Source organism: Pseudomonas plecoglossicida NBRC 103162 = DSM 15088 (genome assembly GCF_000730665.1).
Classification (GTDB): Bacteria; Pseudomonadota; Gammaproteobacteria; order Pseudomonadales; family Pseudomonadaceae; genus Aquipseudomonas; species Aquipseudomonas plecoglossicida.
On sequence record NZ_BBIV01000017.1, the window covers coordinates 48,531 to 63,601 of the forward strand.

General features: G+C 62.9%; 10 protein-coding genes, 1 tRNA gene and 1 pseudogene. 11 read left to right on the top strand and 1 reads right to left on the bottom strand.

Features of this window, described 5'->3' with window-relative positions:
* Positions 1-42 precede the first annotated feature (42 nt).
* The 5 genes and pseudogenes from dnaG to PPL01S_RS25655 form a co-directional block, all read left to right on the top strand.
* The gene (gene dnaG, locus PPL01S_RS12080) at positions 43-2,025 is read left to right on the top strand and encodes a DNA primase (RefSeq protein ID WP_016393216.1); all 1,983 of its coding nucleotides are present in this window, start codon (positions 43-45) and stop codon (positions 2,023-2,025) included.
* A 67-nt stretch (positions 2,026-2,092) separates the two neighbouring features.
* Entirely contained in the window at positions 2,093-3,943 is a 1,851-nt protein-coding gene (gene rpoD, locus PPL01S_RS12085; protein WP_016393217.1) for an RNA polymerase sigma factor RpoD, read from the top strand.
* Between the two features lie 122 nt (positions 3,944-4,065).
* Positions 4,066-7,809, top strand: a complete 3,744-nt coding sequence (locus PPL01S_RS12090; protein WP_016393218.1) for a bifunctional diguanylate cyclase/phosphodiesterase — start codon at positions 4,066-4,068, stop codon at positions 7,807-7,809.
* A 16-nt stretch (positions 7,810-7,825) separates the two neighbouring features.
* Positions 7,826-7,902: transfer RNA gene (locus tag PPL01S_RS12095), tRNA-Ile, on the top strand.
* Positions 7,903-7,983: 81 nt separating this feature from the next.
* Positions 7,984-8,082, top strand: a pseudogene (locus PPL01S_RS25655) (LysR family transcriptional regulator); the annotation flags it as partial.
* A 35-nt stretch (positions 8,083-8,117) separates the two neighbouring features.
* Here the strand turns inward: PPL01S_RS25655 and PPL01S_RS12100 are convergent.
* Complete coding sequence (locus PPL01S_RS12100; RefSeq protein WP_016393235.1) at positions 8,118-8,639, bottom strand: serine acetyltransferase; 522 nt, start codon at positions 8,637-8,639, stop codon at positions 8,118-8,120.
* A gap of 151 nt (positions 8,640-8,790) precedes the next feature.
* Here PPL01S_RS12100 and PPL01S_RS12105 point away from each other — a divergent pair, with 151 nt between their 5' ends.
* The 6 genes from PPL01S_RS12105 (at position 8,791) to pqqA (ending at position 15,050) form a co-directional block, all read left to right on the top strand.
* Entirely contained in the window at positions 8,791-9,252 is a 462-nt protein-coding gene (locus PPL01S_RS12105; RefSeq protein ID WP_016393236.1) for an Lrp/AsnC family transcriptional regulator, read from the top strand.
* A gap of 218 nt (positions 9,253-9,470) precedes the next feature.
* The gene (locus tag PPL01S_RS12110) at positions 9,471-9,785 is read left to right on the top strand and encodes a helix-turn-helix domain-containing protein (RefSeq protein ID WP_016393238.1); all 315 of its coding nucleotides are present in this window, start codon (positions 9,471-9,473) and stop codon (positions 9,783-9,785) included.
* 162 nt (positions 9,786-9,947) lie between these two features.
* Complete coding sequence (locus PPL01S_RS12115) at positions 9,948-11,630, top strand: flavin monoamine oxidase family protein (protein ID WP_016393239.1); 1,683 nt, start codon at positions 9,948-9,950, stop codon at positions 11,628-11,630.
* 13 nt (positions 11,631-11,643) lie between these two features.
* Positions 11,644-12,426, top strand: a complete 783-nt coding sequence (locus tag PPL01S_RS12120; protein WP_016393240.1) for a carbon-nitrogen hydrolase family protein — start codon at positions 11,644-11,646, stop codon at positions 12,424-12,426.
* Between the two features lie 95 nt (positions 12,427-12,521).
* A complete protein-coding gene (pqqF, locus tag PPL01S_RS12125; protein WP_028625702.1) occupies positions 12,522-14,810 on the top strand; it encodes a pyrroloquinoline quinone biosynthesis protein PqqF in 2,289 nt (762 codons plus the stop codon).
* Positions 14,811-14,978: 168 nt separating this feature from the next.
* Positions 14,979-15,050, top strand: a complete 72-nt coding sequence (gene pqqA / locus PPL01S_RS24645; RefSeq protein WP_010209364.1) for a pyrroloquinoline quinone precursor peptide PqqA — start codon at positions 14,979-14,981, stop codon at positions 15,048-15,050.
* Positions 15,051-15,071 lie beyond the last annotated feature (21 nt).

A 15,071-nucleotide genomic window follows, 5' to 3' on the forward strand; every position in this document is an offset into this window, starting at 1 on the left:
GCTAGCGATTAGACTTGCCAGTTGCCAGATGACGAGACTGCCATGGCCGGGCTGATTCCCCAAAGCTTCATTGACGACCTGATCAACCGCCTCGACATCGTCGATGTGGTGAGTTCGCGCGTCCAGCTGAAAAAGGCCGGCAAGAACTACTCCGCCTGCTGCCCGTTCCACAAGGAGAAAACCCCCTCCTTCACGGTCAGCCCCGACAAGCAGTTCTACTACTGCTTCGGCTGCGGCGCCGGCGGCAACGCCCTTGGCTTCGTCATGGACCACGACAACCTGGACTTCCCCCAGGCCGTCGAGGAGCTGGCCCGCGCCGCCGGCATGGAAGTGCCCCGCGAAGAAGGCCGACGCGGGCAGAAGCCACGCCAACCGACCGACTCGCCGCTGTACCCGCTACTGGACGCCGCCGCGGAATTCTACCGCCAGGCCCTGCGCAACCATCCGACCCGCAAGGCAGCGGTGGACTATCTCAAGGGCCGCGGCCTTTCCGGTGAAATCGCCCGCGACTTCGGCCTGGGCTTCGCACCGCCGGGCTGGGACAACCTGCTCAAGCACCTGGGTGCCGACACCCTGCAGCAGAAGGTGATGATCGACGCCGGCCTGCTGATCGAGAACGCCGAGAGCGGCAAGCGCTACGACCGCTTCCGCGACCGGGTGATGTTCCCGATCCGCGACAGCCGTGGGCGCATCATCGCCTTCGGTGGCCGGGTGCTTGGCGACGACAAGCCCAAGTACCTCAACTCGCCGGAAACCCCTGTTTTCCACAAAGGCCAGGAGCTCTACGGGCTATACGAGGCGCGCAAGCACAATCGCAACCTCGACGAGGTCATCGTCGTCGAAGGCTACATGGACGTCATCGCCCTGGCCCAGCAGGGGCTGCGCAACGCCGTGGCCACCCTTGGCACTGCCACCAGCGAAGAGCACCTCAAGCGCTTGTTCCGCGTGGTGCCCAGCGTGCTGTTCTGCTTCGATGGCGACCAGGCCGGGCGCAAGGCTGCCTGGCGCGCCCTGGAGTCGACCCTGACCGCCCTGCAGGACGGGCGCCGGGCACGCTTCCTGTTCCTGCCCGAAGGCGAAGACCCGGACAGCCTGGTGCGCGCTGAAGGCACCGATGCCTTCATGGCCCGCATCAACCAGCACGCCCAGCCGCTGGCCGACTATTTCTTCGAGCAACTGAGCAACGAGGCCGACCCGCGCTCGCTGGAAGGCAAGGCGCACATGGTGACCCTGGCTGCACCGTTGATCGAAAAGATTCCCGGCGCCAACCTGCGTCAGCTGATGCGCAACCGCCTGAAGGAAATCACCGGCCTCGACACGCAGCAGGTCGAGCAACTGGCGCAACAAGCGCCGGCTGCCAGCAGCGTTCCGGACTACGACCCTGGTTACGATTACGACGCCATGGCCAGCTACACCCCGGACTACGGCGACATGCCACAGCATGACTATGCTCCGGTGCAACAGGAGCAGCAGTGGAAGCCGAACAAGGGTGGCGGCAAGAAGCCGTGGAGCGACAAGCCATGGGACAAGAACCGCAAGGGCGGCAAGCCCTGGCAACAGCGCGATGAAGCGCCGCCACGTACGCCGGCACCGGTGGAGCCCCCGACGCTCGCGGCCTTGCGCACGCTGCTGCACCACCCGTTGCTGGCCGGCAAGGTCGAGGACGCCAGCCATTTCGCCGACGAAGAGCACCTCTACAGCCAGTTGCTGGTGGCATTGATCGAAGCCGCGCAGAAAAATCCTGGACTAAGCTCAATGCAGTTGATCGCACGCTGGCACGGCACGGAGCAGGGCCGCCTGCTGCGGGCCCTGGCGGAAAAGGAATGGCTGATCGTGGCCGACAACCTTGAACAACAGTTTTTCGACACTATAACTAGCTTGTCCGCCCGCCAACGCGAGCGCAGCCTGGAACAACTGCTCAGGAAATCGCGTCAAAGCGAATTGACCAGCGAGGAAAAATCACAGCTTCTCGCACTGCTGAGCCGTAATGTTCCCGCACAAACGCCGACCTCATCTGGCGCGTGAGGCCCATGCTCGGGTATAATCCTCGGCTTGTTTTTTGCCCGCCAAGACCTTCAGTGGATAGGGTGTTATGTCCGGAAAAGCGCAACAGCAGTCTCGTATCAAAGAGTTGATCACCCGCGGTCGTGAGCAGGGCTACCTGACTTACGCGGAGGTCAACGACCACCTGCCTGAGGATATTTCAGATCCGGAACAGGTGGAAGACATCATCCGCATGATCAACGACATGGGGATCAACGTATTCGAGAGTGCTCCGGATGCGGATGCCCTTCTGTTGGCGGAAGCCGACACCGACGAAGCCGCGGCCGAAGAAGCCGCTGCTGCGTTGGCGGCAGTTGAAACCGATATCGGCCGCACGACCGACCCGGTGCGCATGTACATGCGCGAAATGGGTACCGTCGAGCTGCTGACCCGCGAAGGCGAAATCGAAATCGCCAAGCGTATCGAGGAAGGCATCCGCGAAGTGATGGGCGCCATCGCCCACTTCCCGGGTACTGTCGACTATATCCTCGGCGAATATGACCGCGTCACCACCGAAGGTGGCCGTCTGTCGGACGTTCTCAGCGGTTACATCGACCCTGACGACAACATCGCCGCGCCGACCGAAGAAGTGCCGGTTCCTGGCACCAAGGCCGCCGCAGCGAAGGAAGAGTCCGACGACGAGGAAGAAGAGTCCGAAAGCAGTGACGACGAGGAAGAGACCGAAAGCGGTCCGGACCCTGTCGTTGCGGCCCAGCGTTTCGGCGCCGTTTCCGACCAGCTCGCCATCACCCTCAAGGTGCTGAAGAAGCATGGTCGCACGCATGCCGAAAGCATCGGCGCAATGCAGGCCCTGGCCGATCTGTTCATGCCGATCAAGCTGGTGCCCAAGCAGTTCGATGTACTGGTCGAGCGTGTACGCGACGCCCTGAGCCGCCTGCGCCAGCAAGAACGCGCCATCATGCAGCTGTGCGTGCGTGACGCGCGCATGCCGCGTGCCGACTTCCTGCGCCTGTTCCCGAGCAACGAGACCGACCAGACCTGGTCCGGTGACCTGGCCAAGCGCAGCACCAAGTGGGCAGCTGCCCTGGGTGAGAAGGACGCCGCCATCGTTGCGTGCCAGCAGAAGCTGATCGACCTCGAGACCGAGACCGGCCTGACTGTCGCCGAGATCAAGGAAATCAACCGTCGCATGTCCATTGGTGAGGCGAAAGCTCGCCGCGCCAAGAAGGAAATGGTCGAGGCGAACCTGCGTCTGGTGATCTCCATCGCCAAGAAGTACACCAACCGCGGCCTGCAGTTCCTCGACCTGATCCAGGAAGGCAACATCGGCCTGATGAAGGCGGTGGACAAGTTCGAATACCGTCGCGGCTACAAGTTCTCGACCTACGCCACCTGGTGGATCCGCCAGGCGATCACCCGTTCGATCGCCGACCAGGCACGCACCATCCGTATCCCGGTGCACATGATCGAGACCATCAACAAGCTCAACCGTATTTCCCGCCAGATGTTGCAGGAAATGGGCCGTGAACCGACCCCGGAAGAGCTCGGTGAGCGCATGGAAATGCCTGAGGACAAGATCCGCAAGGTATTGAAGATCGCCAAAGAGCCGATCTCCATGGAAACGCCGATCGGTGACGACGAAGATTCGCACCTGGGCGACTTCATCGAGGACTCGACCATGCAGTCCCCGATCGACGTGGCCACGGTCGAAAGCCTCAAGGAAGCGACCCGCGACGTGCTCTCGGGCCTGACCGCACGCGAAGCCAAAGTGCTGCGCATGCGTTTCGGCATCGACATGAACACCGACCACACCCTTGAAGAGGTGGGCAAGCAGTTCGACGTGACCCGTGAGCGGATCCGTCAGATCGAGGCGAAGGCGTTGCGCAAATTGCGCCACCCGACCCGCAGCGAGCATCTGCGCTCCTTCCTCGACGAGTGATGACAAAACCCCGGCCCAGGCCGGGGTTTTTCTTATGTGACAAATGGTTGTGGCCATTCGCTACCCGCCGAGCCGAATGCCCGTCTACACTCGACTTCAGACCATCTGAATGCGAGGCTGATATGCCGCCGATGCCGGCCATTCTGTTGCTGCTCCTGATCCTGTGGAACACAACGGCCGGCGCCCTGACCCTGACAGACGAGGAAAAAACCTGGCTTGCTGCCCACCCGCAGCTGAAGCTGGGCGTCGACGCCTCATGGCCACCTTTCGAGTTTCGTGACCAGGAGAGCCGGTACCAGGGATTGGCCGCCGATTACATCGCCTTGCTCCAGCAACGCCTGGGCGTAACGCTCAAGCCGGTCGAGCCCAGCAGCTGGACCGAGGTACTGCAGCAGGCACGGGAAAACCGCATCGACCTGTTGCCCGGCATCATGTCCACGCCGGAACGCCAGGGTTACCTGGCATTCACCCGCCCCTACCTGGACTTCCCGATCGTCATCCTCGCCCATGAGGGCGGCCCGCAACCCCGCACGCTCAATGATCTTTACGGCCTGAAGATCGCCGTGGTGGAGAACTACGCCCCTCATGAGCTGTTGCGCACCCACCATCCCGATCTCAACCTGGTGGCCATGCCCAATGTCAGCTCGACCTTGCAGGCGCTGGCCACCGACGAAGTGGATGCGGTGGTCGGCGACCTCGCTTCAAGCATCTGGAGCCTGCGCCAGCTCAAGCTCGACGGCTTGTACGTCAGCGGCGAAACGCCCTATCGCTATCAGTTGGCCATGGCCGCTCCGCGCGACAACAAGATCCTGGTCGGCATCCTCGACAAGGTCATGGCCGACATGACCAGTGACGAAATCAGCGCGATCCAGCAACGCTGGGTCGGCAACGTCGTCGACCAGCGCGCCTTCTGGCACGACGTGCTGATGTACGGCCTGCCTGGAGTCCTGCTGCTGGTGGCCATCCTTGCAGTGGTCATCCGGATCAACCGCAGGCTCAGTTCGGAGATTTCCCGGCGCATCGCGCTGGAGCAGGAGCTGCGCAGCAGCGAATACCACTATCGGGGCCTGGTCGAGAGCCTGTCGGCCATCGCCTGGGAAGCCGACGCCAACGATTTCACCTACAGCTACGCCTCGCCCCATGCCGAAGACCTGCTCGGCTACCCCCTGCACGAGTGGCTCAAGCCTGGTTTCTGGCGCAGCATCCTGCACCCCGAGGACGCGCTGTGGGCACAGGCCTACTGCGAAAGCGAAACGGCTGGAGGGCGCGACCACAGCCTCGATTACCGCGTGATTCGCGCCGATGGCCAGGCCATCTGGGTGCGCAATATCGTCAGCATGATCGAACACGGGCATCGCCCCGTGATGCGTGGCCTGATGATCGATATCAGCGAGACCAAGCGCACCGAGGACGCCCTGCGCCTGTCCGAACAGAAGTTCGCCTCGGTGTTCCAGCAATGCCCCGACATTCTGCTGATCGCCCGTCACAGCGATGGCTGCCTGCTGGAAGTGAACGAAGCCTTCGAAGAACAGATCGGCCTCAGCGCAGCCCAGGTGATAGGCCGTACCGCGACGGAGCTGAACCTGTGGGGTGCACCAGGCGCCGGGCCACTGATGCTCGAACGTCTGCACCAGGGCGGCATCCGCAACCTTGAGATGAGCTTCCGCCGTAGCAATGGCCAACTGTTCACCGGCCTGACTTCCGCGGAAACCTTCGAGCTCGATGGTACCTTGGCCTTTGTCGTTGCGGTACGTGACATCAGCCAGCTGAAAGAAACCCAGCAGCAATTGCAGATTTCCGAGGAGAAGTTCGCCAAGGCCTTCCATGCCTCTCCCGATGGCCTGCTGCTGTCTCGCCAGAGCGATGGCCTGCTGGTCGAGGTCAATGAAGGCTTCTGCCGGCTGACCGGCTATGAACTCAACCTGTCCATCGACCAGACCTCCTTCGACCTGGGGATCTGGGTCGATCTCAATGAACGCAAGCGCCTGATCGACCAGCTGGCCCGTGATGGCTTCGTGCGCGATTTCAGCTGCCACATCCGCCGCAGCGATGGGCAGATCCGCCTGTGCGAACTGTCGGCACGGCCGTTGCCGATAGGCGGGGTCGACTGCATGCTGACCATCGCCCGCGACATCACCGAGCGCCATCTGATGCAGGAAAAGCTGCAGCTGGCTGCCACCGTGTTCGAGAACACCGCCGAAGGCGTGCTGATCACCGACATCGACCAGCGTATCAGCGCCGTCAACCGCGCCTTCAGCGAAATCACCGGTTACAGCGAGATCGAGGCGCTCGGCCAGACCCCGCGCCTGCTCGCCTCCGGCCAGCATGACAGCGCCTTCTATGCCGCCATGTGGCACCAGCTCACGGCCGAGGGCCACTGGCAGGGCGAGATCTACAACAAGCGCAAGAACGGCGAGCTGTATCCTGGCTGGCTGACCATCAGCGCCGTGCGCAACAACGAGCAAGCCATCACCCACTTCGTCGCCGTGTTCGCTGACATCTCCAGCCTCAAGCACGCCCAGGCCAAGCTCGACTACCAGGCCCACCACGACCCGCTCACCGGTCTGCCCAACCGCGCCCTGTTCGAAAACCGCCTGCAGGCCGCGCTCGCCTGCTCGCAAACCTCCAACCGCCAGGGCGCCGTGCTGTTCCTCGATCTCGACCGTTTCAAGCACATCAACGACAGCCTCGGACACCCCGTCGGCGACCTGCTGCTCAAGGGCATCGCGCAGCGTCTCAAGGAGCAGGTACGCGACGTCGACACCGTGGCCCGGCTGGGCGGCGACGAGTTCATCATTTTGCTGCCCGGCCTGCACCGGCCCAGCGACGCCAGCGCCATCGCCAACAAGCTGCTGGCCGGTTTCAGCGCACCGTTCCAGGCCGGTGAGCACGAGTTCTTCACCAGCGCCAGCATCGGCATCAGCCTCTACCCGCAGGACGGTACCGATGTCTCCACGCTGATTCGCAATGCCGACGCCGCCATGTATCGCTCCAAGGCCAAAGGCCGCAACCGCGTCGAAGCCTACACCCGCGACCTCACCGCCCAGGCCAGCGAACGCATTGCCCTGGAGCACGAACTGCGTCGCGCCGTCGAACGCAACGAAATGAGCCTGAGCTACCAACCCAAGTTCAGCCTCAAGACCCAGACCCTGGTCGGTGCCGAAGCGCTCATCCGCTGGAGTCACCCAACCTTCGGCGAAGTACCGCCCGAGCACTTCATTCATCTGGCCGAAGAGAACGGCACCATTCTCCAGCTTGGCGATTGGGTACTGGAGCAAGCCTGCCTGCAGATGCACCACTGGAAGAGGGACTACCAGGCCTTCGGCCCGCTGTCGATCAACCTCGCCGGCGCGCAACTGCGCCACGGCGGTCTGGCCAGACGCATCGAGCAGCTGCTCAAGACCTACCAGCTCAAGGCCGGCGACCTGCAACTGGAGATCACCGAGAACTTCATCATGAGCCAGGCCGAGGAAGCCCTGGCCGTGCTGCACGAGTTGAAGCAGCTGGGCGTGCAATTGGCCATCGACGATTTCGGCACCGGCTACTCGTCGCTGAGCTACCTCAAGCGCCTGCCGCTGGACATCCTCAAGATCGACAAGTCGTTCATCCGCGGGCTGCCGGATGATCCCCACGACGCCGCCATTGCCCGGGCCATCATCGCCCTGGGCCGCAGCATGCAGTTGACCATCATTGCCGAAGGGGTGGAAAACCAGGCGCAGCAACGCTTTCTGGCCGCCGAAGGTTGCGAGCAGATCCAGGGCTACATCGTCAGCCTGCCGCTGCCGGCGCAGGAGTTCGCAGCGACGTTTCTTCACATAGCACTATCCGATCTTTCGGATGGCACCCTTTCAAAACCCTCGTTATAATCCGGGCACTTACTGAGGGCCTATAGCTCAGTTGGTTAGAGCAGAGGACTCATAATCCTTTGGTCCACGGTTCGAGTCCGTGTGGGCCCACCAACAGACTCAACAATCAAGCCAACCCTTGCGGTTGGCTTTTTTGTTTCTGGCGTCTTTACAAGCATCCGGCACAGGTAAAATCACATCGGTAGCCTGCAGAAGCGCTTCGGCTATCGCCTGTGCGAACGCGGCAAGCTGGCCAGACTGACTGCGAAAGGCCAGCGGATCCTCGATGCCTCGTGGCCCTGTTCGACACCACACCCATGACCTGCCGATCACTCGGGCGCGCCCCGCAACACGCTCTGTCGGGGATTGTAGAAAGTCGCGTTGGCCGGGATATCACGAGTGACCAGCGACATGGCGCCAATCACCACATTGTCCCCGATGCTGATGCGGTCGGCGATGATGCAGCTGTTGGCGCCCAGACTGACGTTGTCGCCGATGCGCAGCGCATAGCCATCCAGGCCAAGGGTCTTGATCCCGATCGAGCAGTTCTGGCGAATGAAGAAGTTGCGGCCGATGCTCACGTGCCGAGTGATCACCACGCCCGGCAGATGGGCGATGCGCATGCCGGGGGCGATCTGTGCGCCGATGTCGATGTCCACAGCGTACTTGAGGTTCAAGCGCTGCTGCATCCGCCGGGCATGGCGCCTGGCCAGGCCGCCGCGGGCATCGAGGTACTGTGCCAGGCGAAAAGCGAAGAGAAAGCGCAGTTTGTTGTCCTTGCGTGCACGACGCAGGACATTGAACAACAGGCTGACAGGGCGTCCGGTCCTTTTTTTGTTGGAGACTTCCATCCTCCAACATTCGAGCAGGTCGGCGTACTTCACACCTGGCCTCCAATGAACGGGTGCCAGCATTGTGCCGCAAAAGCCGCCGCGCTGCACTTGCCCTTGTCTGCTCCGGCCCCGCTGGCTAGGCTAGCCAACCCACTGCAGAGACCCTGCCATGCCGGATTCGCGCCCCATCGCCCTCGACGAAATCGACCACCAGTTGATCGCCCTGCTGCAGATCAACGCCCGCGAAAGCGTCGCGACCCTGGCCCGCCAGCTTGGCATCGCCCGCACCACGGTCAACTCGCGCCTGGCGCGCCTGGAAAAGGGCAAGGTCATCACCGGTTATGGCGTGCGTCTGGGCCAGCGCCTGGTCGGCGGCGGCCTGCAAGCCTACGTCGGGATCAAGGTACAGCCACGTTCCGGCAAGGAAGTGGTACGCCGCCTGAGTGCCATGGGCCAGGTGCAACAGCTGTGCGCGGTCAGTGGCGAATTCGACTACGTGGCCTGGTTGCGCAGCGATACGCCGGAGCAGCTCGACCAGTTGCTGGACCAGATCGGCAGCGTCGAGGGTGTGGAGAAGACCACCACCTCGATCATTCTGAGCAGCAAGGTGGATCGCGGGCAGCCGGTTTGATCTCGAGGATTTCCTGCACACGTTACACCCTGTAATTCTCTGGCGCTCGCAGGCAGCGCCAAGGCGTATAGGCTGGGAAACGGCCCATTGACGGCTCGCCGGTACCCAGTTCTGGTTGTTCACGTTGTATGGCAAGGACATGCAGGACGACCTCACTGATCAGCAGCGTAAAGTGCTGAAAACCCTGCTTGAGCGTGAACAACTGATGAGGACAATCCATGCCCCGCAACCTCTTCACTGAACTTGCCGAAGGCTTCGATGCACTGGCCGATGAACGCGCTGGCAAAATGACCCTGCGCACGCATAAAGCCACCCTCGCCGAACTCCGGCCTCTGGCCCCGAACGAACTGATCGAACTGCGCCAGCAACTGAACATGTCCCGTGCGCTTTTTGCGAACTATCTGCGAACCAATGCCCGCACCTTGGAAAACTGGGAACAAGGCCGATCCAGGCCCAATGCCCAGGCAGTCGCCCTGATCCGCCTGGTACAGAAATTCCCAGAGACGGTTGAGCACCTCGCGTCCCTGGCCTGATTCGTCAAAAACACTCAAGCTGCTGTCGTTATGACGAGATAACTTACATTAAGCCACCACTCTGCATCTTAATTACGAACACCCCGCTCCCTAAAATGACCGCCAGGCATCTCCTATACTCAGGCTCCGCCCTCCGCGCAGCCGCTCTGGCAAGGTCATTCCATGAACAAGAAAAACCGCCACCCCGCCGACGGCAAGAAACCCATCACCATCTTCGGCCCGGACTTTCCCTTCGCCTTCGACGACTGGCTGGAGCATCCTGCCGGCCTGGGCAGCATTCCGGCCGAACGGCACGGTGAAGAAGTGGCCATCGTCGGTGCCGGCATCGCGGGTCTTGTAGCGGCCTACGAACTGATGAAGCTGGGCTTGAAGCCGGTGGTGTACGAGGCGTCGAAACTGGGTGGCCGGCTGCGCTCGCAGGCCTTCAACGGCACCGACGGCATCATCGCCGAGCTGGGCGGCATGCGTTTCCCCGTCTCGTCCACGGCCTTCTACCACTATGTGGACAAGCTGGGCCTGGAAACCAAACCCTTCCCCAACCCGCTCACCCCCGCCTCGGGCAGCACGGTGATCGACCTGGAAGGCCAGACCTACTACGCCGAAAAGGCCAGCGATCTGCCCGAGCTGTTTCACCAGGTGGCCGATGCCTGGGCCGATGCACTGGAAAGCGGCGCCCAGTTCGCCGAGATCCAGCAAGCGATCCGCGACCGTGACGTAGTGCGCCTGAAGACACTGTGGAACAAGCTGGTGCCGCTGTGGGACGACCGCACCTTCTACGACTTCGTCGCCACCTCGCGCTCGTTCGCCAAGCTCAGCTTCCAGCACCGGGAGGTCTTCGGCCAGGTGGGCTTCGGCACAGGTGGATGGGATTCGGACTTCCCCAACTCGATGCTGGAAATCTTCCGCGTGGTGATGACCAACTGCGACGACCACCAGCACCTGATCGTTGGCGGCGTCGAGCAGGTACCACAAGGTATCTGGCGCCATGTGCCGGAGCGATGCAGCCACTGGCCCGAGGGCACCAGCCTCAGTTCGCTGCATGGTGGCGCCCCGCGTACCGGCGTCAAGCGCATCGCCCGCGCTGCCGATGGCCGCCTCGCGGTCACCGACAACTGGGGCGACACCCGCCACTATGGCGCCGTCCTCGCCACCTGCCAGAGCTGGCTGCTGACCACCCAGATCGACTGCGAGGAATCGCTGTTCTCGCAGAAGATGTGGATGGCCCTGGACCGCACTCGCTACATGCAATCGTCCAAGACATTCGTCATGGTCGACCGGCCGTTCTGGAAGGACAAGGACCCGCAAACCGGGCGCGACCTGATGAGCATGACGCTCACCGACCGCCTGACCCGCGGCACCTACCTGTTCGACAACGGCGACGACAAGCCAGGGGTGATCTGCCTGTCCTATGCCTGGATGAGCGATGCCCTCAAGATGCTTCCGCACCCGGTGGAAAAGCGCGTGCAGCTGGCGCTGGACGCCTTGAAGAAGATCTACCCGAAGACCGACATCGCCGGGCACATCATCGGCGACCCGATCACCATTTCCTGGGAAGCCGACCCGCACTTCCTCGGCGCCTTCAAAGGCGCATTGCCAGGCCATTACCGCTACAACCAGCGCATGTACGCGCACTTCATGCAGCAGGACATGCCAGCCGAGCAGCGCGGCATGTTCATCGCCGGTGACGATGTGTCGTGGACCCCGGCCTGGGTCGAAGGTGCGGTGCAGACTTCGCTGAACGCGGTGTGGGGTATCATGAACCACTTCGGTGGCCACACCCACCCGGACAACCCGGGCCCGGGCGACGTATTCGACGAGATCGGGCCGATCGCCCTGGCTGATTGAACAAGGAGGCAGCATGCGCATCGCTCTGTTCCAGGGCGCCCCCCACCCGCTGGACGTGCCCGGCAACCTGCAACGGTTGCGGCACCAGGCACAACTGGCAGCCGAGCGCGGAGCGCAGTTGCTGGTGTGCCCGGAAATGTTCCTGAGTGGCTACAACATCGGCCTTGCGCAGGTCGAGCGCCTGGCCGAGGCCGAAGATGGTCCTTCGGCCATGGACGTGGTGGAGATCGCCCAGGCCCACCGGATCGCCATCGTCTATGGCTACCCGGAGCGGGGCGAGGATGGCGCTCTCTACAACAGCGTGCAGTTGATCGATACCCATGGCCGCAGCCTGTGCAATTACCGCAAGACGCACTTGTTCGGTGAGCTGGACCGAGCGATGTTCAGCGCAGGCACCGACCACTTCCCGGTCGTCGAACTGGATGGCTGGAAGGTCGGAATGCTGATCTGCTACGACATCGAGTTCCCGGAAAATGCCAGGCGCCTGGCGCTGGCAGGCGCCGAGCTGATCCTGGTGCCCACAGCGAACATGACGCCCTACGATTTCGTCTGCCAGGTGACCGTGCGCTCGCGGGCCCAGGAGAACCAGTGCTACCTGGTGTATGCCAACTACTGCGGTGCGGAAGGCGAGATCCAGTACTGTGGGCAGAGCAGCATCATCGGGCCGGATGGCAGCTTGCTGGCGATGGCTGGGCGCGATGAGTGCCAGTTGCTGGCGGAACTGGAGCATGAACGGGTAGTGCAAGGACGCCAGGCGTTTCCTTACCTGACGGATCTGCGTCAGGAGCTGCATTGACATAGCACCTGATGGCCCTGTCGCCGGCATGCCGGCGATGAGGGCGGGCCTGCCATTACAAATGGGTTAGCATGAACACCTGCCCCGGAGTTCACATGCCTGACGCCATCCGCCATCTCACCCTCGCCAACGGCGTTAAGCTCATCCTGCGCCACGCCTCGCGCCTGACGCGCGCAGCAGCGGCATTGCGGGTGCACGCCGGTAGCCACGATGCACCGGCGAAATGGCCCGGGCTGGCGCATTTTCTGGAACACCTGTTCTTCCTTGGCACGCCTCGCTTCCCCCTGGTCGATGGCCTGATGCGTTACGTCCAGGCCCAGGGTGGCCAGGTCAACGCCAGCACCCGCGAACGCACCACCGACTTTTTCTTCGAAGTGCCGCCAACCGCCCTGGCGGGCGGATTGCAGCGCCTCTGCCAGATGTTGGCCGAACCCGACCTGGGCATCGATCGCCAACGCGGCGAGCGGGAAGTGATCCACGCCGAATTCATCGCCTGGTCGCGCAACCCGCAAGCCCGGCAGCAGTTCGCGATGTTGCAATCGGTGTGTGCGAATCACCCGCTGAGCGCCTTTCATGCCGGCAACCGCTACACGCTGGCCTTGCAGGATCCTGCCTTTCAGCGGGCGCTTGTCGGTTTCCACGCACGCTTCTATCGAGGCGGCCAGATCACCCTGAGCCTGTGCGGCCCGCAAACCCTGGACGACCTCGAACAGCTTGGCAGGCAAGCCGCCGACCTGTTCACGCCAGGGGCGCCCGTCGCGCAGTTGCCAGCACCTGCCTTGACGGCAGAACCCGGCGCACCGGTCTTTGCCCATGATGACCTGCCCGCTGGCGCCGAACAGGCACTGGAGCTGTTGATGGCTTGCCTGGGCGATGTCAGGCCAGGCAGCTGGCTTGATGCGCTCCAGCAGCGCGAATGGCTGCAAGGGTTCGAGGCTCGAATGCTGTATGCCTTTGGCGGGCAACTGCTCTGGCATATCGACCTCAAGCTGAACCCCGACGGCGACGCCGGAGAAGCCACAGCGCTGTTGCACGGCTGGTTCGGCTTCATCCGGCAACTTGACCCTGCGCAACTGAACGCCGGTTTCAGCCTCCTGCAACAGCGTCGCGAACGCAGCGCCAGCCCGCTTGAGCTGGCCCGCCGTGACGTTACCGGCCAACCGTTCGCGGCGCTGGACAAGCAAGCCCTGCAAGCACTCGCGTCACTGCTGAGGCAGTTGCCGTACCGGGAGCATGGCCAATGGCAGTGGCCTGCGTTCGACCCACTGCTGCTTGACGACCTGCCTGCAGCCACGGCGCAGCCACTGCCTGCAGCCATGACGTTCAGCGACCAGCTGCCTGCCACTCGCCAGTACGCCGTGCTCTGCTTGCGCTGGCATGTACCCTCGGCGCTGCGCCGGCCTCTGCACGTCGCGCTCGAGCGCGCCCTGCGCCCGTTGCGCAAGCGCTGCGAGCGCGCGTCCTTGCAGCTGCAGTTCAGCGCGGCAGGCGAGCACTGGCAGCTGCGCTGCGCCGGTCATCCGGCAGCAGTGATACGGGCTGTGGCACAGGCGCTGGCGGTCTTGTCCGCACCTTCGGCTGATGCCTGGTTGCCGTCGACGGATCAGGAACCTGCCTTGATCCCCATCAGAGCGCTGCTCGAACAGTTGCCAGACGCCGTGCACGGCGGCCTCGCCGAACCAGAGACCACCGACGTCTTCGGTCAGCACGATCTCGAACAGGCATGGCAGCGCAGCCACTGGCATGGGCTGGCTGTCGGCTTCGACAAGCCGGCCCGCGCGGCGTTGAATGCCGTGCTGCAAGCCTGCCCTGGCCAAGCCGGCAAGCCCGACGCCCTCCCCGTCTGGCAGCACGCGCGCTGGCTCCAGGCCCAGGTACCGGGTAACGAACACGCACTGCTGCTGTTCTACCCGCTGCCGGCTCGGCATCAAGCCTGCGGTCGCTTGCTCGCGCAACTGCTGCAAGGGCCGGTGTACCAACGGCTACGGGTAGAGCTGCAACTGGGCTATGCGGTATTCAGTACCTTCCGTCAGATCGAAGGCGTGGGAGGCCTGTTGTTCGGCGTGCAATCACCGCACGTTCGCCAGCATGAAATCCTCGACCACCTGCGCGTCTTGTTGAGTCAGGGAGTGACCCTCGACCCGGCCGCGCGCCAGACCCTGGCCGAGCAGTTCGACGAAACCACCATGGCCAACGACGACCTCGCGCAGTGGCTGTGGCAGACACACCTGGCGACACATAGCCAGCCGCTGGCATCGCTGCGCGCGTCTATTCTCAACACGCGACAAGCGGATCTGGATGATCTGCTTCGGCAGCTTCTCGACCACCACGCCCCCTGCCTGTGCCTGGCCAATGCAGCCGCGCCAGCCGGTTCGTGGAGGTAGCCAGAACCGGGATTGTTACGTCGGCTGCAACAGCGCTTTTCGAAGAATTAACCTTCCGGTACAAATTTTTCTTGTAAGATAGCGCAATCCCAGCCAATGGAACCTCCTGCGCAAGGCGGCATCCCAACAGTAGCTGACCACCCCAAACTCATTCGGAAGGAGTCTCCCATGTGGACCAAACCTGCATTCACTGACCTGCGTATCGGCTTCGAAGTGACCATGTATTTCGCCAGCCGCTAAGCCTTGCTTGCGGCTCGACGC

Excerpts from the sequence above, each read along its gene's own strand:
- PPL01S_RS12120 (WP_016393240.1), top strand. The coding sequence starts at position 11,644 with ATGCGCATCGCTCTGTTCCAGGGCGCCCCCCACCCGCTGGACGTGCCC.
- PPL01S_RS12105 (WP_016393236.1), top strand. The coding sequence starts at position 8,791 with ATGCCGGATTCGCGCCCCATCGCCCTCGACGAAATCGACCACCAGTTG.
- dnaG (WP_016393216.1), top strand. The coding sequence starts at position 43 with ATGGCCGGGCTGATTCCCCAAAGCTTCATTGACGACCTGATCAACCGC.
- pqqF (WP_028625702.1), top strand. The coding sequence starts at position 12,522 with ATGCCTGACGCCATCCGCCATCTCACCCTCGCCAACGGCGTTAAGCTC.
- PPL01S_RS12110 (WP_016393238.1), top strand. The coding sequence starts at position 9,471 with ATGCCCCGCAACCTCTTCACTGAACTTGCCGAAGGCTTCGATGCACTG.
- PPL01S_RS12100 (WP_016393235.1), bottom strand. The coding sequence starts at position 8,639 with ATGGAAGTCTCCAACAAAAAAAGGACCGGACGCCCTGTCAGCCTGTTG.
- PPL01S_RS12115 (WP_016393239.1), top strand. The coding sequence starts at position 9,948 with ATGAACAAGAAAAACCGCCACCCCGCCGACGGCAAGAAACCCATCACC.
- rpoD (WP_016393217.1), top strand. The coding sequence starts at position 2,093 with ATGTCCGGAAAAGCGCAACAGCAGTCTCGTATCAAAGAGTTGATCACC.
- PPL01S_RS12090 (WP_016393218.1), top strand. The coding sequence starts at position 4,066 with ATGCCGCCGATGCCGGCCATTCTGTTGCTGCTCCTGATCCTGTGGAAC.